Consider the following 23,231-nt stretch of genomic DNA (forward strand, 5'->3'; position numbering starts at 1 on the left):
CTTACGCATCCCGAAGGTAGGGCAAAGCTTTGCGGAAGTAATCAAAGCCCGTGATCAACGTCAGTGCGGCAGCAAGCCAAAGCAACATCCCGCCTGCAACAGAGCTGATCATCATACCGTAGTATTTCCAGATCAGGCCCAGCTCGTCTGCGACCTCGCCCTCAATGATCGCTTCGATGAGTTCTTCGTCCATACCCTCGGTCTCGATGCTGAGATAGGTTTCGAAGGCCCCTGTGGAAAAGAGAACGGCGATGGCCACCATCTGGGCAAAGGTCTTCCATTTGGCCAGTCTGGTTACCTTGAGAAGGCCGGCGGTCGCTCCGAGATATTCCCGCAGACCACTGACGAAAACTTCGCGAAAGAGGATCATCGTCGCAGGAACGAGAATCCAAGGGTTCATCCCCGAAAAGCCGGTAATCACCAAAAGCGCAATTGTGACCATCGCCTTATCGGCAATCGGATCGAGCATGGCTCCGAATTTGGACTCCTGATGCCATGCCCGAGCAAGATAACCGTCGAAAAAGTCAGTGATTGCGGCCACAACAAACAAGACCAATGCAAACCAGTCCGCCCAAGGTCTTGAAAAATAGAGAAACATCACCGCTACGCCAGGAGCAGCAAGAAGACGCAAGACCGTCAGGATATTTGGCAAAGTCCATTTCATGCCCAATCAATACATTGGCTGGGCTTGCGACTCCATAGAGCATTTGGAAGCAGTTTTCGCTTTGCGCCAAGCGGCGCGGCGCGGCAACACTCAGCCCTTTTCATGGAAATAGGCATAAATCGCCTCGGCCATTGCGCCCGATATGCCTTCTACCGCTTTGAGGTCGGCAAGGTTCGCGCGGCTGACGGCTTTGGCACTTCCGAAATGGGCCAGAAGTGCGCGTTTGCGCGCGGCCCCTACCCCCGGCACATCATCGAGCGGCGTGGCGGTAAAGGACTTTGCCCTCTTGGCACGATGCGTCCCGATGGCAAAACGGTGGGCCTCGTCACGCAGACGCTGGATGAAATACAAAACCGGATCATTTCTTTGAAGCGCGAAAGGTCGCTCGCCTATGCGATAGAATTCTTCTTTGCCGTGGTCACGATCGACCCCCTTGGCAACCCCGACCATCGGGACGTCCTCTACCCCGAGTTCCAGAAGAATTTCCTGAACCGCGCTCACCTGCCCTGCACCGCCGTCGATCAAAAGAAGATCGGGCCAGCTGTCGGATTTTCGATCCGGATCTTCCTTGAGAAGGCGTTGGAAGCGGCGCGTCAGCACCTCCTTCATCATGCCGAAGTCATCGCCGGGCGTAAGCTCGTCGCCTTTGATATTGAACTTGCGATACTGGCTTTTGAGAAAGCCGTCCGCCCCCGCGACAATCATGGCACCGACAGCATTCGTGCCTTGGATATGGCTGTTGTCATAGACCTCGATCCGCGCGGGTGGCGCATCGAGATCAAAGGCTTCGGCAAGGCCGCGCAACAGCTTGTTCTGGGTCGCGGTTTCGGACATCCGCCGCGCGAGGCTTTCTTTGGCATTGCGAGCGGCGCCAGAGACAAGCTCGGCCCGTTCGCCTCTCTGCGGAACAAGAACCTCGACCTTGCGGCCCGCTTTCTCGGTCAACGCGGCACACATCAATTCCTCGTTGTCGAGCCCATGCGACAAGAGAACCAGCCGTGGCGGCTCGCGATCCGAATAGAACTGTCCAACAAAGGCTTCCATGATTTCAGAGGCGTCTTCCTCGCCCGAAATACGGGGATAGTAATCGTGGTTGCCCCAATTCTGGTTGGCTCTGATAAAGAACACCTGAACGCAGGCCTGTCCGTTTTCGACATGAAGCGCGATGACATCGCCCTCGGCGACCGTGCGGGGGTTGATCCCCTGCGCGGTCTGGACTTGGGTCAATGCGCGAATGCGATCCCGTAACGCAGCCGCACGTTCGAACTCCATCGCCTCGGCAGCCTCTGCCATTTTTGCGGCAAGGTCTTCCTGAATGCGGGTCGTTTTTCCAGACAGGAAGTCCGAGGCATCCCGAACGGACTCGGCGTATTCCGCTTTGGTGATGTGCCCGACACAAGGCGCGCTGCATCTTTTGATCTGATATTGCAGACAAGGCCGCGTGCGGCTCTCGAACATAGAGTCGGCGCAATTGCGCAAAAGGAAAATCTTTTGCAGCTGGCTGAGGGTGTGATTGACCGCGCCCGCGCTGGCAAAAGGACCGAAGTAAGTGCCTTTTTCGTTCTTGGCACCGCGGTGCTTTTTGATCATCGGGAAATCATGACCCGTCACGATGATGTTCGGAAACGATTTATCATCGCGCAAAAGCACGTTGTAGCGGGGTTTGAGTTGCTTGATCAGGTTTTGCTCAAGGAGCAAGGCTTCGGTTTCGGTCCTCGTCGTAAGGAACATCATCGAAGCTGTCTCGGAAATCATCCGCGCGATGCGGCCCGAATGGTTCCCAGGGCGGGCGTAATTGGAAACGCGATTGCGCAGATTCCGTGCCTTGCCGACATAGAGAACACGGCTTTCGCTATCGAGCATTCGATAGACCCCGGGCGAGCCGTCTAGCGTCTTGAGGTAGTCCGCAATCCGCTCGTATCCGGTCAGCGTTTCGGGGGTTTCATCAGACATCGGGCACGCTCGTGATTCTTGGTGTTGGCTGCAATGTTACTCAGGGAGACACAAGAAGAAAGGCATCCCCGTTTTCTGTGGATAAGTCAGTGGAAAGCTTTTGGGTTAGCTCGAATTTCCGTTATTTTTCTGGACTTTCGTTAAGTTGCACAAAAATTAGGCACGCAAATAACGTATTGAATTCATTGAAAATAAATCTTCAGTCCTGAAATAAGTTAAGAAATTCAGGCATTTCGTCACGAAAGCGTTACAAGTTGGCACAGAGGTGCACAACTTGTCGCAGACCTACTCGCGCGTGAGCACGTCAGGGGTTTCCCAACCCAGATGCTGTCCCCCATCCACACACAGCAACTGCCCCGTGATCGCGGGCGCTGCGAGGAAATATCCAAGCGCTGCAACGATATCTTCGGGGTTTGAACCGCGCTTCAAGACGGTAACCGACCGCTGGTCGGCAAAGTCCTCGGCGCTTTGGCGTTCGCCTTGCAAAGTCGGCCCCGGTCCGATGGCATTGACGCGCACTTTCGGCGCGAGCGCTTGGGCCGACGTCTTGGTAAGGGCCCAGAGCCCCATCTTGGCCAAAGTATAGGTCGAAAACTTGGGTGTGAGTTTGCGGACCCTCTGGTCGATCATATTGACGATAAGACCCCTTGCGACGGGTTCGCCCCGCCCGTCAAGCGCCGCTTCAGGAACCTGTTTGGCAAAATGTTGTGTGAGAACATAGGGCGCGCGCAGATTGGACTCGAAATGCCTGTCCCAGCTTTCACGGGTGGAGCTTTCAAGATCGTCCTCTTCGAAAATGGAAGCGTTGTTGACGAGAACCGTCAAAGGACCACCCAACGCGTCCGACGCGCGGTCGATCAATGCTTGTGTCTCGTCTTCGTTCAACAGATCGGCCTGAAGCGTGACACCTGTTCGCCCATGCGCCTCGATCAAGCGCAGAGTTTCCCGAGCGCCTTCTTCGGAACTGGCGTAATGGACCACCACATCAAAACCGCGCTCGGCCAGATAAACAGCCATCGCGCGTCCCAGCCGCCCACCGGCTCCTGTGACTAGTGCACGCTTTTCGGTCATGTGATGCTCCTTAGTTGAGTAGCATCACAACATAGACCGCATAGATGAAAGACAAGCCGATACCTGTCTTGCGACCGATATCCTTTTTGAAAAACACAAAAGGAACGAGAAGAAGCGAGGTGCCGAGCATGACCCAAAGATCAAACCGAAGGAACTCGGGGTCGATCGGAATATCGCCGATAAGACTGGCCACGCCCATGATCCCCAAGAGATTAAAGAGGTTGGAGCCGATCACGTTGCCCAAGGCCACGTCCGATTGACGCCGCAATGCCGCCATGACCGTTGTCGCCAGTTCGGGGAGCGAAGTTCCGACCGCAACAAGGGTCAGACCGATGACGGCCTCTGAAATCTGGAAGGAACGGGCGATGCTTGTCGCGCCATCGATCAAAAGATTTGCCCCGATCGGAAGGCCCACCAAGCCAACCACAAGGAAGAAGGCGATTTTGATCCATGACATATTCGGGTCTGCGCCTTCGACCACTTCGGTGTCTTCGCCCTCATCGGAGTTACGGTGCGAGTGAATGGCTTTCATCGCGTGCAACAACATTGCCGCCAGACCCGCCAGCAAGATCAGACCGGAAATCCAGTTCAGCGTTCCGAATAGACACAGCCCGATGAACAGCACAGAGGCCGCGAGCATCTGGACATAGTTCGAACGGGTATCATGCTCGCTTGTGTGCATCACGGCAAGAAGCGCGGGAATGCCGAGAACGAGCAGAATGTTCGCGGTGTTCGACCCGACCACGTTGCCAACGGCTATCGAGGGGACACCATCCAGAATGGCCTGCACCGATATGAGAAGCTCCGGCGCCGAAGTGCCAAAGGCCACAATAGTCAACGACACGATCAACGCGGGGATGCCGACGCGCAGAGCAAGGTTCACTGCGCCTCTGACCAAGGCATCGCCTGCAAGCAGCAAAAGGCCCAGACCAATTACAGTCAAAATCCAATCCATTACAGGATCATCCTTTCGAACACGCGCAGGGGCCTTTGCCTATTTTGAAGCGGCCGCACGACGCGCACTTTTTTGTTTCGATGAGTTTTTTGCCCGGATACCGAAGCTTACCGAACATGGCGAGCACCGCCATGAAGACCAAGAAAAGTGTGATGCCCTTGATCAGCATCTCACAAACCGAAGCGCCCGAACGCGGTGCGCTCTTCGATGCCGCCGATGGCATCGTGGACGGCTTGTGCCCCGAAGCGCTGGAAAATGCTTCGCCTCTGGCTCAGGCGGCGGAAGCGGACTTTTGCACCGAACCGGTCCTTGAGCACGGGAACCAGATGGCCGATGCCGTCGGCAAGGCCGACTTCTACGGCCTTTTCCCCGATCCAAACGTCGCCCGTAAAGAGGTCTTGGTCCTGTGCGAGTTTGTCGCCCCGACGCGATTTGATGTGATCGATGAAATAGGTGTGAAGCTGTTCAAGCCAAACCTTGAGCCGCTCGACATCCTGCGGCTTTTGTGGCTGGAACGGATCAAGAAGCGACTTGGATTTTCCTGCCGTATGGACACGGCGCTCGACCCCATAGCGTCCGATCAGATCCGAAAGTCCGAAGCCCGCAGAAATGACCCCGATGGAACCAAGCATCGAGCCGCGGTCGGCATAAATTTCGTCGGCGGCGCTTGCGAGCCAATAGCCGCCCGAAGCTGCCACATCCTCGACAAAGGCGAAGACGGGGATCTCTTTTTCTTCGGCAAGCCGCCGGATCCGCGCAGCGATCAACGAGGACTGCACAGGCGATCCTCCGGGGGAATTGATTTCGAGCGCAACGGCCACCGGCTTGCCACGAAAGGCCTTTTCGATCAGCGGCGCGAGCGAGATATCATCCAAACCGCGCGACGAATTGGAAATGGTGCCCTGAAGCCGCAACACGGCGACGACAGGGTCACTTTCCACAAAGGGAAGATACTTTTTAAAAGGGATGAAGCGTTTCATTGTCTTCATCTAAGCAGCGCGTTGTTTTCCGACAAGCCACTTAGGAGCGAATTCTCCACCCTGTCCGAAAGATCCACCAAATCGTCGTGAGACAAATCAGGGTAAAGACCGAGATCGCCCCAAGGCTGATCGCAACGGGCACGTCCGCCTGCTCGAAAAAGGACCAGCGGAACCCCGAGATCAGATAGTGCACGGGATTGAACATCGTCACCGCCTGCCAGAACGGAGGGAGCATCGAGGTTGAATAGAAACTTCCGCCGAGGAACACGAGAGGCGTGATGATCAGCATCGGGATCAGATTGAGCTGTTCGAAATTCCCCGCCCAAATCCCGATAATAAATCCGAGAAGCGAAAAGCTCAGGCATGTCAGCAACAAGAACGCAATCATCGACACAGGATGTAGGATCGTGACGTCTACAAAGAAAAATGATGTCGCCAGAATGATGAACCCGATCACAAGCGACTTGGTCGCCGCCGCACCGACATAACCGACGGTAACTTCGAAAAAGTTCACCGGCGCTGACAGGATTTCATAGATCGAGCCTGTGAATTTTGGGAAATAGATTCCGAAAGCCGCGTTCGAGGTGGACTGTGTCATCACCGAAAGCATGATCAAACCCGGCACGATGAACGCCCCATAGCCGATGCCGTCGACCGTATCGATACGGCTTCCGATCGCTGCGCCGAAGACCACGAAGTAGAGTGAGGTCGAAATTACAGGCGCGATAATGGATTGTCGGAACGTGCGAAAGAAACGCGCCATCTCGAACAGGTAAATCGCTTTGATTGCCGCGAGGTTCATGTGGTTTCCTTTACGATATCGACAAAGATTTCTTCGAGCGAGCTTTGACGGGTTTGAAGATCACGCATCTGGAGACCAGCACTTTGCATGTCGCGCAAAAGTGCCGTGATCCCTGTTCGTTCGGCCCTTGTGTCATAGGAATAGGCGACCGAATGGCCACCCTCGACCAGCTTGAGACCATAGTCCGCAAGCGCATCGGGAACCGCATCGATCGAGTCGGCAAGATCGATCCGAAGTTCTTTTCGCCCCATCTGAGCGATCAATTCGTGTTTGTCCTGAACCAGAAGAATTCGGCCTTTGTTGATCACGCCGATACGGTCGGCAATTGCTTCGGCCTCTTCGATGTAGTGGGTGGTCAGGATGATCGTAACTCCATCCTTGCGCAGATCTTCCACGACGCTCCACATGTCCTTGCGAAGCTCGACATCCACACCCGCCGTCGGCTCGTCGAGGAAAAGAACACGCGGCTCATGCGCGAGGGCTTTGGCGATCAGCACGCGGCGCTTCATGCCGCCCGACAGTTGATTGATACGGGAATCCATCTTGTCGCCAAGCCCGAGCTTGCGGAGCGTTTCTTCAACGAATTCCACATTGCGGGATTTTCCGAAAAGACCGCGCGAAAAAAGAACCGAGTTGCGGACGGTTTCGAAGGCTTCGAGGCTGAGCTCTTGCGGGACGAGCCCGATCAACCGACGCGCATCGCGATAGTTTTTGACCACATCGAAGCCACCGACGGTCACCTGCCCCGAACTTGGTTGCGTGATCCCGCAGATGGTGGAAATCAATGTGGTCTTTCCGGCGCCATTCGGCCCCAAAAGCGCGATGATCTCGCCTTCTTCGATGTCCAGATTTACGCCGTCGAGTGCGGTGAACCCGCTGGCATATGTCTTGGTCAGGTTTTTAACCTGAACGATTGCTGACATATCAATTCTCCCCTGTTGGAGGAGATACTTAACCTCTACTCCGCCAAGATCAAAGGGGCGAGCCGCGCACAGTATATCTGCTTATTTGAGAGGGAACGAAATCTGGAGCCCGTAAGTCTCGAGCCCCGGATTGATCTTGCCCAATTCCGAGTTCGAGCGGTGATCATAACTCACACTCAAACGCATGCCGTTGCCGAAGCTATATCCGAGCGCCACCGTCGAACGAAATTCGATCGGAAACCCGAGATCGGGACCATTGCCGTTGGCATAATACCCCGGAAGCAACGACGTGTTGAACACAACGTTTCCGAACATCTTTTCATAGGTCGCGCCAAGACCGACCCATGTCGCTCCGTTCGCTGCGGCAGAGGCGGCGATGGTGGGTTGAAACGGTCCGTAATTGCGGTCCATCCGATAGGTAAGCTGGACTTCCTTCGAGATCGAATTGCCTTGAAAGCGGACGTCATGCGCACCGACCGCAAAATAGGATTGCGCATCTTCGCGCGTCAAACAGCCCTCGGGGCAATGCTCGAACGTCATATCGGTCAGCGAGGTGATCAAAAAGATGATGGCGAGTGTGCCGTCCATGAAACTCTCCTGTTTGAAGAGGAGTTAGCGGCGTTCGCGATGCGAGACAATCCCCTTGGCCAGATCCGCGTCTATTCCGATACCTTTAGGCACGGTGATCATGATCAAAGCGCAGCCAAAAACCTGTTCCGCTGCCAGCGTAGCGGCCAAGGCATCGAGCCTTGTCTCGAATATCTTTTGTCGAGGTGTAGAGACATCGGCGGCCACTTGAACGCGCTGCGCAGCACCAAGCCCCTGTGTCATAAGATTTGCAGCGAGCTCGGCGGCCGTCCCAACCGCCATATAGAAAACAAGCCGTGTGCCCGCGACGAGATGCCTGTGCCAGTCGGGCAGAGTGTCACCGCTTCGGGCCATTCCAGTTGTGATGACCAATGTATCCGTGACACCGCGCTCGGTCAGGGGAACACCCATCGTCGCCGCAGCAGCGCTTGCCGCCGTGACACCCGGCACGATTTCGACGGGTATATCATAGTGCCGTGCCGCCTCGAGTTCTTCGGCAGCGCGCCCGAAGATCGAAGGATCGCCCGATTTGAGCCGCACGACGCGGCGGCCTTTTCTTGCCTCGGCCACGATCAAAGCGGAGATCGTTTCTTGCGGAAAGGCATGGGCGCCGACAGTCTTGCCCACATAGACCCGCTCGGCATCACGGCGGGCGAGTTCAAGAACCATCGGATCGACAAGACGATCATAAAAGATCACATCCGCTTCCTGAAGCCGCTCGACCGCCCGAAGCGTCAGAAGGTCCCGTGCACCCGGACCCGCCCCGACCAGAGCAATCTGGCCGCCTGTTTCTTTGTCATAGCTCCCCCCAAGCGCCGATTTAAGAAGCTCGATGGCCTCTCGTTCCGCCCCCCTCTTAAAGGACGCCCAAGGGGCCCCGTTAAAGGCCCATCGCCAAAAATCGCGTCTTTCCTCTTTGGGAATCCGATGCGCGACAGCCGTGCGCAGACGGCCGGCCAAAGCAGCAAAACTCCCCAAGCGCGGATCGAGCATTTTTTCGATTTCGGTTTTGATCGAGCGACCAAGGACGGGGGCTGTGCCTTCGGTCCCGATCGCCACAACAACCGGATCACGGTCGACGATCGAGGGGGTCGTCGCATCACAAAGCTCGGGTTGATCGACCACATTGACCAGTGCGCCCGCGTCCTTTGCGATTGCGTGGATGGATGCATCGATCACGGGGCACCCCGTGCCGATGAAGACAAGCGCTGTATCCCTGAACTGCGCTCGGGTAATGGGCCCCCGCAGATGGCGCGCCCGACCGCTCTGGACGATGGCCGCCAGCTCATCATCGATTTCTTCTGCAATGATATCGAGGGCGGCCTCCGTCTTGAGCACGAGACGTGACTTTTGCGCGGCTTGTTCCCCGCCCCCCACGATTACAACGCGGCGGTTCTCCATCCGGATGAACATGGGGAAAGACTTCATCTCGATATCCTATGTTCCAATGGGAGAACGGGTCTGCCAAAGCGTGGTGGCCAGCGCCATACCGTCCGCCTCACCGAGCGACTCTAGCGCTGTTGCTGCGGTGGCCAGAACGATGGCTTCGGCAAAGGGGTCCTCAAGTGCCCCGTTCCAAAGAGCGATGGGCGCTCCTTCAGCTGTTGTCGCTTCGGCAAGACGTCGGGTTTCGTCCCAAAAGCCCTTGGCACTTCCTTCCCACGGTGTCCCCTGTCGAAGGCCGAAAAGAGCGACGTCTTTTCCAGGATGCCGTTCGAATTCGCCGCCGCCTCCTTTGAGCACTGTGAGGGTTTGTTGACCCAGGATCGCGCCTGCATCGGCCTGTAATAGACGATAGGGAGGGTGGAATACGCCCTGAACGGAAGCCGCAGCCTTTGCGGGGTTCAGCACTCTTAGGACCGTGTTGATACACGACCGCAAGCCGAGAACCTCTCGAAGGCGCAAAAGACGAAACAGAGGCGAGGAGGCCACTTCGAGTGGAAGATAGGCGATGTCATCTCGGGACATGATCTGCGCGACCTCGTCAAGCGAGGCAGCACTCGCGATCCCAAGATCGGGCAAAGCTGCACGGACCGAAGCGATCGGGTTTTGGTGACTGTTCCACCCGTGAAGGAGCACCGAATATCCCGCCTGCGCAACAAGCTTTGCCGATAGCAAGAACCAAGGGTGGCCGCGCGTGCGTCCAGCGGCATAGCTCGGCCAGTCAAGATCGGGCTTCACGTCGATCAAAGGAATAACAGAGCGTGCCGCCCGAACAAAGCCCGCGATTTCTTCGGCGGTTTCGCCCTTCATACGCATCAGCATCAACAGTGCGCCGACCGCTTCGGGTTCCGCCTCGCCCGACAGAACGATTGAAAGCGCGGCATGTGCTTCGTCCATGGTCAAAGACCGCGAACGTCCCGGACCCCGCCCAAGGATCGCGACATAAGGAGCAAGCGCGCCACTCATTCCGCGGCCTGACGGCTTTGTCCCCGTGCGAGCAATTCTGCCAGCTCGGGTTTGCACGACCCACAATTGGTTCCCGCGCGAAGAGCGCCACCGATTTCGTCAACTGTCATGAGACCACCTTCCTGAATCGCAGTCAGGATCGTATTGACCCCGACCGAGAAGCAAGAGCAAACAATCGGACCGGGATCAGGCATATCGGCAGCCGGTCGACCGGCAAGGACAAGCGGCGAGCCTGAGCCTAGAGACGCGACAATGAATTCCTTTGAAACCTTTAGCGGATCGGGTGCGATAAAGAGTGCGCCGACCACTTTGCCATCGTGGAGCGCGGCAAATCGCGCCGTGCCCTTCGATTGATCGGAATAGCGGATCAGCTCGCCTTCATATCCCAGAATTGAGCGGGCAAGCCCCTCGAAATCGTAGGGGCTTTTTCCAGCCAATTCGATACGCCAGCCGCCTTGGATCCGTGCACGGCTCCAATAATCGGTGAGAGGAACCTCATTGCGTTGGGTCACTGCAAACCCGTACCACGCGGGCGCATAAGGCTTTGCCGCTACGACCGAAGCTTTGCTCTCGGGTTGGCCCGAAACGGGATCGACGACCGCAGCGACAAGGGCATCGACACGCCCGTTCGATGCAAAAACATCCGTCCAATGGATCGGAACGAAAAGCTCTCCCTCCGAGACGCGATGGGTAATCTGAGCCCGAAGGATCGCGGTCCCGCTGGGCGAGGTGAGTTCGACCAAACTTTGCGGCTCTATCCCCAACCGCTTTGCATCTTCGGGATGGATTTCGACAAACGGCTCGGGCAAATGCTGACCCAGTTTTGCCGATAGGCCGGTTCGGGTCATCGTATGCCATTGATCACGAATTCGGCCCGTGTTCAGCCGATAGGGATACTTTGGCTCGCGCTTCGATACAGGCTCGCGAAAGCGTATTGGGATTGCATTGGCTTTGCCTGATGGCGTGAAATAGCCGCCATCTGCAAAGAACCTTTCGGTTTGCGATCCGTCCGCGCGCACCGGCCAGCGGGTCGGCTCCATTCTGTCATACTCCGCATCGACCAAACCCGAGATATCGAAATCCCGTCCGTGGACGGCGCAGGCAGCCGAAAGCGCCGCAAACTCTTTGAAAATCTGGGCAGGCGAAGAATAGGCAAAGGCGCGCGCCCAGCCCATGCGTCGCCCGACTTCGCTGATGATGTCCCAGTCGTGACGCGCCGCGCCTGCAGGCGGCAAGAGAGACCGTTGCCGACTGATGAGACGATCGGAATTCGTGACAGTTCCATCTTTTTCGCCCCATCCCGTCGCGGGCAAAAGAACATCTGCGACTTTTGCGGTTTCGACCTCGGCAGAGAGATCACTCACCACCACGAAATCGCAGGCCTCGAGCGCCGCTTTGACCCCATCCGCCTCGGGGAGCGAGACGATCGGGTTCGTGCACATGATCCAGATGGCTTTGATTTTTCCATCGGCCACCGCTTTGAACATATCGACAGCCTTGAGGCCGGGACGCTCGGGAACCTTTTCGACCTTCCAGAATTCTTGGACGGTTTTCCGATGCTCGGCGACTTCGAGATCGAGGTGACAGGCCAGCATATTAGCCAAGCCGCCGACCTCTCGCCCGCCCATGGCATTGGGTTGGCCAGTCACGGAAAATGGTCCCATCCCTTCTTTGCCAATCCGTCCTGTCGCCAAATGACAGTTGATGATCGCATTGACTTTGTCTGTGCCTGCCGAAGACTGGTTCACTCCCTGGGAAAAAATGGTGACGACCTTTTGTGTGCCGATAAAGGCCTGAACGAAAGCTTCGACCTCTCTCGGTTCGAGTCCACAGACCGCGACATCATCTTCTCTGGCGCTTTCCAGCGCATCACGAAGGCCGTTCACCTTCTCAAAGGTGCGCGGATCAATCGCGCCTCTGGCCTCGATCTGTGCCAAGAGGTGATTGAAGAGAGCGACATCCGTGCCGATGCGAAGCGACAGATGAAGATCGGCAAGATCACTGGTCGCCGTGCGACGTGGATCGATATTGATGACCTTCATGCTCGGCCGACCGGCTTTGGCCGCTGCAAGTCGCTGATACAAAACAGGATGGCACCAAGCGAGATTGGAGCCGACCAGAACGACAAGATCCGCGTGTTCGATGTCGGCATAGACCCCGGGAACCGTGTCAGTGCCGAAAGCACGCTTGTGTCCCGCAACGGTCGAAGCCATGCAAAGCCGCGAGTTGGTGTCGATATTCGCAGAGCCGATGAAGCCTTTCATCAGCTTGTTGGCGACATAGTAATCCTCGGTCAGAAGCTGTCCCGAAACATAAAAGGCTACGGAATCCGCCCCATGTTCTTTGATCGTCGCTTTGAATTTTGCCGCGACTAGTGCAAGAGCATCGTCCCATTCCGCTTTCTTACCGTTGATCATCGGATGCAAAAGACGGCGCTCGTTTCCGACCGTGTCGCCAAGTGCGGAACCTTTGGAACAGAGGCGGCCGAAATTCGCTGGATGTGTCTTGTCTCCGCTGATGGCGAGGGAACCATCGGCTTGCCGTGTCGCCACGATCCCGCAGCCGACGCCGCAATAGGCACAAGTGGAGCGAATAGGGGATAAATTGCTCATGCAATGGCTCTTAGCTGTTCGGCAGGTTGGGGATCGGCTGAAGCAAGATCGAGGTCCTGATAGGCGGGGCCAAAGAGCAGCGTATCTCGGATAGAGGAGATGTCGGTCTTTGACTGGACGAGGTCAAAGAACCAATTGCCGTCACGTGTATCGCCGTAAAGAACGACACCATGGACACGGTTTTCTTTGAGGACAACCTTGCGATACTGCGCGTTCAGGGGATCGGTATAGACAAGTGACTCTGTGCCCTCGTCTTCATCGAAATCACCCGCCGAAAAGAGATCGCATCCCGTAACCTTGAGCTTGGTCGACGCCTTCTTGATTTCAAAACGGGCGTTACGGCCCAAGAGCCTTTCGGACAGGACCTTTGCTTGCTCGAAGATCGGAGCAACAAGGCCAAAGGTCTGATCTTGGAACTCGATACATTCGCCAAGCGCGTATATATCGGGGTCGCTTGTCTGTAGCGAGGCGCTAACTTTGATTGCACGGCCCTTGTCGAGACCCGCAGCTTTGGCAAGGTCCACATTCGGTCTGATACCTGCGGCCATGACCACCAGATCGGCTTTGATCGGGGAGATCCCCTCGACCTCGACGGCCGTGACTTTACCGTAATCCCCCAAGATCCCTTGCGTTTTTGCACCGCAAATTACACTGATACCCCGCGCTTCGATTGCAGACCGCAAGAAGCCTGCCGCCACTTCGTCAAGCTGGCGGTTCATCAGATAGGACGTGTTGTGCAGCACGGTGACATGGGCACCTCGGGCGCGCAAACCTGCCGCCGCTTCGAGACCAAGGACACCACCACCGATAACCACAACGTCTCTGACCGATTTACCTGCGCTTTCGATCATGCATAGCGTATCTTCGACATCGCGGTATCCGATCACACCATCAAGCCTGCACCCTTCGATCGGGATGATGAAGGACGACGATCCCGTTGCGATCACAAGTTTGTCGTAACGCACGGGGCCTTTTTCGCCGAAGACGGTTTTGCCTTTTGGATCAATACCGATGACCTTCTCTCCAAAACGGCATGTGATCCCGCGCGCCTCATACCATGAGGCGGGATGGGTTATGATTTCGTCAAGGTTCTTCTCTCCTGCGAGAACGGAGGACAGCATGATACGGTTGTAGGTGCCGCGTGGTTCGGCATTGAATAACGTGACCTCAAAGGACGCATGCTCTCGGGTCAGGTGATCCAGCAACCGCCCCGATGCCATGCCCGCACCGATTACAACCAGCTTTTTCATATGATTACTCCGCTGCGACCGCCTTGGGTTCGGGCTTTTTTGCGGGTTTGGCGCCGTGCTCGTATTCTTCAAGGAAATCGAGCACCTCTTGGCGATAGGCATAGTAATCGGGATGTTCGAGCAAAGCCTTGCGGGTGCGAGGACGTGGTAATTTTACATCCGTGATCTTGCCGATGGTCGCCTGAGGACCATTGGTCATCATGACGACCCGATCCGCGAGCAGGATGGCTTCGTCCACGTCATGCGTCACGCAGATCGCCGTAACTTTGGTGCGGCTCCAGACTTCCATCAGAACCTCTTGAAGCTCCCAACGCGTGAGAGAGTCGAGCATCCCAAAGGGTTCATCCAAAAGCAGGAGCTTGGGCGAGAGTGCAAAGGCGCGTGCAATGCCGACGCGCTGTTTCATCCCGTTGGACATCGAATGTGCAGGGCGATCCATGGCGTCGGCAAGTCCAACCCGCTCCAGATAGTATTCAACCACTTCCTGACGCTCTTCGCGCGTGGCGCGGGGGTAGACCTTGTCCACACCGATAGAGACATTCTCCTTGGCCGTGAGCCACGGGAAAAGGTTGGGGGATTGGAAGACAACGGCGCGCTCGGGGTCAGCACCTTCGACGTGGCGACCATCAAGCTTGATTGCACCCTTGGAAATCGCGTTCAGGCCTGCGGCCATGGTAAGAACCGTCGATTTGCCGCATCCGGAATGACCGATCAGGGAAATGAACTCGCCGCGATTGACCTTGAGGTCAAAGTTTTCGACCACCGTCAAAGGCCCCTTTGGTGTCGGATAAATTTTGTGAAGCTGCGAGAAGTCGAGAAAGCGGTCATCTATCATCCCTTCTGTTGCAGCCGCGACGGCGGCAGGAACGCCATGGATCGGCGTTACATTCGGGAGCACACGAGACCCTTCGACTTTGCCCTCGATACCGACATCCATCAGGTATTTCGTAACCTTGGCCCGAAGTTTTTTGAACACTTCGTCATTGTTCATTTCGCTCCGGTCGCGCGGACGCGGTATGGTCACTTTGATCTCTGCGCCCAAAGTTCCATCGGGATTGAGAGGAATGATGCGGTCTGCCAAGAGGATCGCTTCGTCCACGTCATTGGTGATGAGGATGCAGGTTTTCTGATCCTGTTGCCAAATCTCGAGTATTTCATCCGCAAGATTGGCGCGGGTCAAAGCATCAAGCGCGGAAAGCGGCTCGTCCAAAAGAAGCATATCGGGGTTCATCGCAAGTGCCCGTGCGACCGAAACCCTCTGCCGCATCCCGCCCGAGAGCTCGGAGGGACGGCGCTGCGCGGCATGGCTCAATCCAACCATCTTGATATAGTGGTCGGCCTTTGTGCTCCGTTCCTGTGCCGAGAGGTTCCCGAAGACGGATTCCACAGCCAGAAGAATGTTCCCTTTGACCGTCAACCAAGGCATCAGACTATAGCTCTGAAAGACAAGGCCGCGTTCTGGTCCCGGACCTTCGATCTCTTTGCCGCGAAACGTGACGGTGCCTTGATCGGGTTTATCAAGTCCCGCGACCATGTTCATGAGCGTTGACTTGCCCGTTCCCGAAAATCCGAGGATCGCGATGAACTCACCGTCTTCGACCTCGAGATTGATGTCCTTGAGAACTTCGGTGCGATTTGCGCCTTGCCCGTAACCTTTAAAGACGTTCTTGAAGCTGAGAATGCTGGCCATGTCGATCACCGTGTCGAAGAGAAGGTGAAGAGGGACTGGATCGCGAACATCACGCGGTCGAGCAAGAAGCCGATGATCCCGATTGTGAACACTGCAACCATGATACGGGCGAGAGATGATGAAGATCCGTTCTGGAATTCATCCCAAACAAATTTACCAAGACCAGGGTTCTGGGCGAGCATCTCGGCGGCGATGAGAACCATCCAACCCACGCCAAGCGAAAGGCGCAGACCCGTAAAGATAAGGGGAAGCGCAGAAGGTAGAACAAGCTTGGTGATTTTGGTCCAAGTGTTCATCTTGAGCACCTTGGAAACCGAAATCAGATCCTTGTCGATCGACGCCACACCGAGCGCGGTGTTGATCAACGTGGGCCAAAGCGAGCAAAGCGTTACTGTAATCGCCGAAACAAGAAACGATTTGGCAAAAAGACCGTCGTTCGACTCGATCAGCGCCGAAATGACCATCGTTACGATCGGGAGCCAAGCCAGCGGCGAAACAGGTTTGAAAATCTGCACAATCGGATTGATTGCCGCGTTCGCCGTAGGCGAAAGACCCGCGAGGATACCGACGGGGATCGCAACAACCGAGGCAATAAGGAACCCGAAGAACACGGTTTTGATCGAGGTTCCGATCTGGTCGTAATACGAGGGCGCACCCGTATAGGCCATGGTCTTGACCTCATCCGCGCGCCCTGCCTCGATCAGCTTTTGGTTCCGCGCCTCGAGGCGGTCGTAAAAAACAGCCTCTTTTTCAGCCTTTTCACCGGCATCGGCGTGAAGCGCAACAGCCTCGTTCCAGACCTGTACAGGACCGGGGATGGCACCAAGCGACGTTTGAACCTTGGGCGCCAAAGTGCCCCAAAGCATCAAGAACGCCAGAATTGCCAACATGGGCACGCCAAGAAGACGCCAGATTTCTTTTCCCTGCGCGCGCGGATTATCTCCTGCAATCGCTTTGAGAATTGGCGTGATCCAAGGCAGGCCAACGACCTTGAACCATGCGTCGGCCTTGTTGATACGGGTAAAGAGCTTTGCTTTGCGTGCCTCGCGATCAACGCTCTTGGCAAATTCAGGATCGGCGGTGGTCATGGCAATGTCCTCGCAAGTAGGGGACCGGAGACCTTTGCAGCCTCCGGTTTTAATCCGGGTTAACCTTGGATTTCGTTACCGACGACGGTCTGACCCGACTTGAGGCCGATGCTCAGACTGTCGATGTAGGCATTAGGCGTGCGTGCATCGAAGGGTACGCCATCAATGATGTCCTCGGCGGGGGTAGGTGCGCGATAGCCATCGCTATCCCAGGGGAAGTCGGCTTCATTCGCAAGCCCCTCCTCCACAAGCATACGTGCCGCCTGCAGATAGATGTCCGGCTTGTAGACCGACTTGGCCACTTCATCATACCAGCCATCGGGCTTGGTCTCGGCGATCTGCCCCCAACGGCGCATTTGTGTCAGATACCAGACTGCGTCCGAGTAGAACGGATAGTTGGCATAATAGCGAAAGAATACGTTGAAATCAGGAACGTCACGCACATCGCCCGGTTCATATTCGAAAGTGCCTGTCATGGAGTTGTCGATCACGTCCGCATCCGCCCCCACATACTCGGGCTTGGCCAGAATGTTCACCGCTTCAATACGGTTGGCGTTGTCATTCTCGTCAAGCCACATCGCAGCCCGAATGAGGGCCTTGGTCAGTGCAAGCGTGGTATTGGGGTTTTGCTCGACAAACTCGGCGCTAAGACCGAAGACTTTTTCAGGATTGTTTTTCCAGATCTCGTAGTCGGTGATCACCGGCACACCGATCCCCTTGATCACGGCTTGCTGGTTCCATGGCTCGCCCACACAATAGCCGTTGATGGTTCCGGCCTCGAGCGTCGCAGGCATCTGCGGCGGCGGGGTTACAGAGAGAAAGACATCGGCTGCGATTTGCCCCGTGACATCCTCGGGCGAATAGAAGCCCGGATTGAGACCACCCGAGGCCAGCCAGTAGCGAAGTTCGTAATTGTGGGTCGAGACGGGGAAAACCATTCCCATATTGAAAGGCTTGCCCTGATTGCGGAACTCTTCGACGACGGGAACCAATGCCTCGGCGCTGATCGGATGCTGGGGACGACCGTCTTCCATAGACGAGATATGGGGACGCATCATGTCCCAAACCTCGTTCGAAACCGTGATGCCGTTTCCGTTAAGATCCATGGAGAACGGGGTCACGATATGCGCTTCGGTGCCGTATCCGATGGTTGCGGCAATCGGTTGACCTGCGAGCATATGCGCGCCATCCAAAGTGCCGTCGATGACGCCATCGAGCAGAACTTTCCAGTTTGCTTGTGCTTCCAGAGTGACGAAAAGACCCTCATCAAGGAAATACCCCTGTTCATAGGCCACAGCGAGAGGGGCCATATCGGTCAGTTTGATGAAGCCGAGTTTCAGCTCGTCCTTTTCCAGTTCGAGCATTTCGGCGAATGCGGGCGAGGTCAGGAGTGTGGTTGCCGTCAAAATGGCTGTTAGCCTTTTCATTCGTTCGTTCCCTGTTTTGGCACATGGGCCGTCCCAATCAAAAAAGCCGCCGACCTTGATCTGCAGGAGGATTGCAGAAGGTCGAGCGGCTTTGCTCTTTGGTCCCCAGATGGCGAGGACTAATGTCGTGGTCGCGTCGTTGCGGCCTGATTTATTCGTATCTCAGCAGGGTCGGGTCTTGGAGCATTTGCAGCATCGAAATTGCTGCCGCGCAGCAAAATGCTCAAATTTTGGTCAGCTGCGCGGGTTGGGATCAAAAACTTTGCCATCGAAGAATACATCAGGCTCCAATTGGAGTGTGCCATGGGCCGAATCTATCTTCATCCGCTCCATTGCTGCGCCTTCGATTTTCCAGTCCGAGAGCGGGAGCCCCGCCAGCTCGGGCGCGAGCGCAGCGCGATAAACATCCGTGCGAAACACGCCCTTTGCGGCTTCAATCGCGGTGTCGAGATCCAACCCGTGACGCAAGGCCAGTTGTCTGGCGATCCATGCAGCCCAGGATTGCCAGGGGAAACTCGCGGATCCATCGGTAAAGGTCAGAAAGTTGGGGACCTGACGCGTTTCGCCTCTCTGGGAAATCACGAGCCTGCCCTCGAATGCGCGCTCGAGAATTTCGGGCGCAACATCCACGTATTCAGGACGAGCAAGGATTTCGGAGGCGGTCATGTGGTTTTCACGCTGATCCAACCATTTGCCAGCGCGCCAAACCGCACGGGTCAAACGTTCGGCAACGTCGGGTTCTGCTTCCCGAAACTCTTTCCGAACGGCCAATACCTTTTCAGGCGCAAACCCCCAGATTGCGGCAAGAGGCAAAAGCAGCGTTCCGACACCGTTCTCCACTGCGATCGATCCCCAAGGCTCGCCAACGCAAAAGGCGTCAATCTCGCCCGCAGCCATAGCTTCGGCCATGAGCGATGGGGGAATGGTCTTTATCTCGACGCTCTGAAGGTCCGAAAGTCCAAGACCCGCCAGCCAATAGTGCAAAAGCTCGGCATGCATCGAGAATGGAAAAGGCACGGCAATCCGCAACGGGTGAGCCGCACATTCAAGGAGCGCATGCCCCGCAGCCATTGCATCGCGGAAATCGAAAGCGAATTGCTGACTGCGCAGCCGCTCCGCAAGGGCGTTAGAGACGCCAACCACCGTGCCATTCACCGAGAGCACACTCAGCACATCCAGCTCGGCATGAGCCCCGAGTCCCAGGGCAAGCGCGATCGGAACCGGCGCAAGCATATGTGCAGCCTCCACACGGCCGTGGACCAACATATCACGCAGCGTCGACCAAGAAGGGGCTTTCACCAATTCGATAGTCAGACCTTCTTGCGTTGCAAACCCCAACTCCTTTGCGGCGATGATCGGCGCGGAATCCACAAGGGGCATGATACCGACCCTGACGTTAGCGCCCTTCATGACAAAAGCCCTGCAGCGGTAACAAGCGCGCTCGCGACTTCAGCGACTTTGCGGCCCTGATCCATCGCGGTCTTGCGAAGCAAAGCATATGCGGCCTCTTCCTCGATACCGCGCGCTTTCATCAAAATTCCCTTGGCTTTATCGATGACTTTGCGCTCCTCGAGCGCTTTTTTTGTCGCCTCAAGCTCTTTGCGCATCCGATGGAACATGTGGAAACGGGTAATGGCAGCGTCCAGAATGGGCTTGAGCCGCTCCGGTTTCAGTCCGTCGACCACATATGCAGAGACCCCAGCTTCAATCGCGGATTTCGTAAGGCCGTCATCACTTCGATCAACGAACATCGCGACGGGGCGATCCAGAGGTCCAGTCGCCAGCGCCATTTCCTCGAGCATGTCCCGAGAAGGGCTTTCCATATCGATCAGCACCACATCGGGATTTCTCTCCGAGATACGCCGTGCCAATCCCGCCTCTTCGGTGATGAAAGAGACCTCGAAATCGCCAGCATCGCTGAGGCTATCGGCAATAAGCGTCGCGCGTGCTTGGTTTTTTTCGATGACAACAATCGAGAGTTTCTTAGCCATAAGAAGATCAATCAGATCAGGCTAAACCAAAGTAAAGGCGGCCTGATACACCATCCATTAGCCACAAAAGCTTTGGTCTGCTTCAGCTCAATCTGTGGGCGTTTTGCTCAAATTTAATGCAAATATGTTGCCGCTCAACCGCCGTGAGCTTCGTTATATGCCACGTGCGTTTGCAGCTTATAGCTTTGGATTTTTTATCCCTTAAGACTTGGTTGCGGGAGTAGGATTTGAACCTACGACCTTCAGGTTATGAGCCTGACGAGCTACCGGGCTGCTCCATCCCGCGCCATTTTTAGCTTGGCGCTAAGTTGTTTCCCATCTGGGTTATGTGATGGGATTTGCTATCGTTTAGAGAGAATTTTGGTTCTTACTAGGTCTGGCGGTGACTTACTCTCCCACGTCTTAAGACGCAGTACCATCAGCGCGACGGCACTTAACGGCCGAGTTCGGAAAGGGATCGGGTGTTTTGCTCGTGCTATAGCCACCAGACCGAGAAAGAACCAAGAATTCCAAGTCATGTACACATTGTTGGTGTATGGCTTTTGATTTGCAGCGTTGCTTTTACTGGATCAAATCAAGCCTATCGGACCATTAGTACCGGTCAACTGAACGCATTACTGCGCTTACATCTCCGGCCTATCGACGTGGTGGTCTACCACGGTCCTCAGGGATACCTTGTTTTGAGGGGGGCTTCCCGCTTAGATGCCTTCAGCGGTTATCCTGTCCGATCATAGCTACCCAGCACTGCCGTTGGCACGACAACTGGTCCACCAGTGGATCGTTCACCCCGGTCCTCTCGTACTAGGGGCAACTCCTCTCAAGTATCCTACACCCACGGAAGATAGGGACCGAACTGTCTCACGACGTTCTAAACCCAGCTCACGTACCTCTTTAAATGGCGAACAGCCATACCCTTGGGACCTGCTCCAGCCCCAGGATGAGATGAGCCGACATCGAGGTGCCAAACGATGCCGTCGATATGGACTCTTGGGCATCATCAGCCTGTTATCCCCAGCGTACCTTTTATCCGTTGAGCGATGGCCCTTCCACTCGGGACCACCGGATCACTATGGCCGACTTTCGTCTCTGCTCGACTTGTCAGTCTTGCAGTCAGGCTGGCTTCTGCCATTGCACTCAACGAGCGATTTCCGACCGCTCTGAGCCAACCTTCGCGCGCCTCCGTTACTGTTTAGGAGGCGACCGCCCCAGTCAAACTACCCACCACGCAGGGTCCCGGACCCGGATAACGGGCCGCGGTTAGACATCAAGCAGAGCAAGGGTGGTATCTCAAGGGAGGCTCCACAGAGACTGGCGTCCCTGCTTCAAAGCCTACCACCTATCCTGCACATGCTGTACCTGATGCCAGTGCGAAGCTATAGTAAAGGTGCATGGGGTCTTTCCGTCTAACCGCGGGAAGTGTGCATCTTGACACACAATTCAATTTCGCTGAGTCGATGTTGGAGACAGCGGGGAGGTCGTTACGCCATTCGTGCAGGTCGGAACTTACCCGACAAGGAATTTCGCTACCTTAGGACCGTTATAGTTACGGCCGCCGTTTACCGGGGCTTCAATTCGGAGCTTGCACTCCTCCTTTTAACCTTCCGGCACCGGGCAGGCGTCAGACCCTATACGTCGTCTTACGACTTCGCAGAGCCCTGTGTTTTAAGTAAACAGTCGCCACCCCCTGGTTTGTGCCCCCCGCCCGTAGTTGCCTACGAACGGGGCCTCCTTCTCGCGAACTTACGGAGGTATTTTGCCGAGTTCCTTCAACATCGTTCTCTCAAGCGCCTTGGTATTCTCTACCAGTCCACCTGTGTCGGTTTAGGGTACGATCTCATGGAGGGCTATTTCCAGGAACCTCTAAACGGCTCACCCAATCCGATAAGGGCAAACAATCTTCGAGATCCGTCACATCCTCCTGGCTCAGGAATATTAACCTGATTCCCATCGACTACGCCTTTCGGCCTCGCCTTAGGGGTCGGCTTACCCTGCTCAGATTAGCTTTAAGCAGGAACCCTTGGACTTTCGGCGAGAGGGTCTCTCACCCTCTTTGTCGCTACTCATGTCATCATTCTCACTGGTGATCTCTCCACCGGATCGCTCACGCGCCAGCTTCACAGAAAGCTCCCTGCCTCCAATCCCACCGAAGTGAGTAAGGAGGCGTGGAACTATATCACACCACGCTCTGCTACCACGCACATATGTGCATCCTAAGCTTCGGCTCATGGCTTGAGCCCCGTTACATCTTCGCCGCAGGACAACTTATTTAGACCAGTGAGCTGTTACGCTATCTTTAAAGGATGGCTGCTTCTAAGCCAACCTCCTGGTTGTTTTGGTCGTCCCACCTGCTTTCCCACTTAGCCATGAATTGGGGGCCTTAGCTGTAGGTCAGGGTTGTTTCCCTCTTCACGACGGACGTTAGCACCCGCCGTGTGTCTGCCGACTAGTACTCCTCGGTATTCGGAGTTTGGTTAGGATCAGTAAGTCTGTGGGACCCCATTACCCATCCAGTGCTCTACCCCCGAGGGTATTCGGTCGACGCTCTACCTAAATAGATTTCGCAGAGAACCAGCTATCTCCGAGTTTGATTGGCCTTTCACCCCTAGCCACAGCTCATCCCGACCTTTTTCAACAGGTGTGGGTTCGGACCTCCAGTTGGTGTTACCCAACCTTCATCCTGGCCATGGCTAGATCACTCGGTTTCGGGTCTGATCCCACAAACTCATTCGCCCTATTAAGACTCGCTTTCGCTACGCCTACACCTAACGGCTTAAGCTTGCTTGTGAGACCAAGTCGATGACCCATTATACAAAAGGTACGCCGTCAGG

17 protein-coding genes, 1 tRNA gene and 2 rRNA genes (1 of these 20 running past the window's edge) are annotated in these 23,231 nt (G+C 55.8%); all 20 read right to left on the reverse strand.

Features of this window, described 5'->3' with window-relative positions; genetic code table 11:
* Position 1: 1 nt before the first annotated feature.
* Positions 2-664, reverse strand: a complete 663-nt coding sequence (gene pgsA / locus QQG91_RS13025) for a CDP-diacylglycerol--glycerol-3-phosphate 3-phosphatidyltransferase (RefSeq protein ID WP_285770657.1) — start codon at positions 662-664, stop codon at positions 2-4.
* A 90-nt stretch (positions 665-754) separates the two neighbouring features.
* On the reverse strand, positions 755-2,617 hold the full coding sequence (uvrC, locus tag QQG91_RS13030; RefSeq protein WP_285770658.1) for an excinuclease ABC subunit UvrC: 1,863 nt from the start codon (positions 2,615-2,617) through the stop codon (positions 755-757).
* 285 nt (positions 2,618-2,902) lie between these two features.
* Positions 2,903-3,688 carry an SDR family oxidoreductase gene (locus QQG91_RS13035; RefSeq protein ID WP_285770659.1) on the reverse strand — a complete coding sequence of 262 codons (786 nt, stop codon included), beginning with the start codon at positions 3,686-3,688 and terminating at the stop codon, positions 2,903-2,905.
* Positions 3,689-3,698: 10 nt separating this feature from the next.
* Positions 3,699-4,643 carry a calcium/sodium antiporter gene (locus QQG91_RS13040; RefSeq protein ID WP_285770660.1) on the reverse strand — a complete coding sequence of 315 codons (945 nt, stop codon included), beginning with the start codon at positions 4,641-4,643 and terminating at the stop codon, positions 3,699-3,701.
* 170 nt (positions 4,644-4,813) lie between these two features.
* Positions 4,814-5,623, reverse strand: coding sequence for a S49 family peptidase (locus QQG91_RS13045; RefSeq protein ID WP_285770661.1), 810 nt, complete (start codon positions 5,621-5,623; stop codon positions 4,814-4,816).
* Positions 5,624-5,663: 40 nt separating this feature from the next.
* Complete coding sequence (locus tag QQG91_RS13050) at positions 5,664-6,425, reverse strand: ABC transporter permease (RefSeq protein ID WP_285770662.1); 762 nt, start codon at positions 6,423-6,425, stop codon at positions 5,664-5,666.
* The gene (locus QQG91_RS13055; protein ID WP_285770663.1) at positions 6,422-7,348 is read right to left on the reverse strand and encodes an ABC transporter ATP-binding protein; all 927 of its coding nucleotides are present in this window, start codon (positions 7,346-7,348) and stop codon (positions 6,422-6,424) included. Before QQG91_RS13055 ends, QQG91_RS13050 begins: the two co-directional genes overlap by 4 nt.
* Positions 7,349-7,429: 81 nt before the next feature.
* Complete coding sequence (locus QQG91_RS13060; protein ID WP_285770664.1) at positions 7,430-7,936, reverse strand: acyloxyacyl hydrolase; 507 nt, start codon at positions 7,934-7,936, stop codon at positions 7,430-7,432.
* Positions 7,937-7,960: 24 nt separating this feature from the next.
* Positions 7,961-9,364 carry a siroheme synthase CysG gene (gene cysG / locus QQG91_RS13065; protein ID WP_285770665.1) on the reverse strand — a complete coding sequence of 468 codons (1,404 nt, stop codon included), beginning with the start codon at positions 9,362-9,364 and terminating at the stop codon, positions 7,961-7,963.
* Positions 9,365-9,373: 9 nt separating this feature from the next.
* A complete protein-coding gene (locus tag QQG91_RS13070; RefSeq protein ID WP_285770666.1) occupies positions 9,374-10,345 on the reverse strand; it encodes a glycosyl transferase family protein in 972 nt (323 codons plus the stop codon).
* Positions 10,342-12,957 carry a nitrate reductase gene (locus QQG91_RS13075; protein WP_285770667.1) on the reverse strand — a complete coding sequence of 872 codons (2,616 nt, stop codon included), beginning with the start codon at positions 12,955-12,957 and terminating at the stop codon, positions 10,342-10,344. The genes QQG91_RS13070 and QQG91_RS13075 overlap by 4 nt, the downstream gene beginning before the upstream one ends.
* Entirely contained in the window at positions 12,954-14,207 is a 1,254-nt protein-coding gene (locus tag QQG91_RS13080) for an NAD(P)/FAD-dependent oxidoreductase (protein WP_285770668.1), read from the reverse strand. Before QQG91_RS13080 ends, QQG91_RS13075 begins: the two co-directional genes overlap by 4 nt.
* Positions 14,208-14,211: 4 nt before the next feature.
* Entirely contained in the window at positions 14,212-15,897 is a 1,686-nt protein-coding gene (locus QQG91_RS13085; protein WP_285770669.1) for an ABC transporter ATP-binding protein, read from the reverse strand.
* Between the two features lie 5 nt (positions 15,898-15,902).
* A complete protein-coding gene (locus tag QQG91_RS13090; protein WP_285770670.1) occupies positions 15,903-16,985 on the reverse strand; it encodes an ABC transporter permease in 1,083 nt (360 codons plus the stop codon).
* 59 nt (positions 16,986-17,044) lie between these two features.
* Entirely contained in the window at positions 17,045-18,412 is a 1,368-nt protein-coding gene (locus QQG91_RS13095; RefSeq protein WP_285770671.1) for a CmpA/NrtA family ABC transporter substrate-binding protein, read from the reverse strand.
* 234 nt (positions 18,413-18,646) lie between these two features.
* On the reverse strand, positions 18,647-19,822 hold the full coding sequence (locus tag QQG91_RS13100) for an ABC transporter substrate-binding protein (RefSeq protein ID WP_285770672.1): 1,176 nt from the start codon (positions 19,820-19,822) through the stop codon (positions 18,647-18,649).
* On the reverse strand, positions 19,819-20,403 hold the full coding sequence (locus QQG91_RS13105) for an ANTAR domain-containing response regulator (protein ID WP_285770673.1): 585 nt from the start codon (positions 20,401-20,403) through the stop codon (positions 19,819-19,821). Before QQG91_RS13105 ends, QQG91_RS13100 begins: the two co-directional genes overlap by 4 nt.
* Before the next feature lie 209 nt (positions 20,404-20,612).
* A tRNA-Met gene (locus QQG91_RS13110) sits at positions 20,613-20,689 on the reverse strand.
* An 88-nt stretch (positions 20,690-20,777) separates the two neighbouring features.
* Positions 20,778-20,892 (reverse strand): 5S ribosomal RNA (gene rrf, locus QQG91_RS13115).
* Positions 20,893-20,973: 81 nt separating this feature from the next.
* A 23S ribosomal RNA gene (locus QQG91_RS13120) occupies positions 20,974-23,231 on the reverse strand; it runs 570 nt beyond the window's last position.

It is taken from the genome of Marivivens sp. LCG002 (assembly GCF_030264275.1).
Taxonomy (GTDB): domain Bacteria; phylum Pseudomonadota; class Alphaproteobacteria; order Rhodobacterales; family Rhodobacteraceae; genus Marivivens.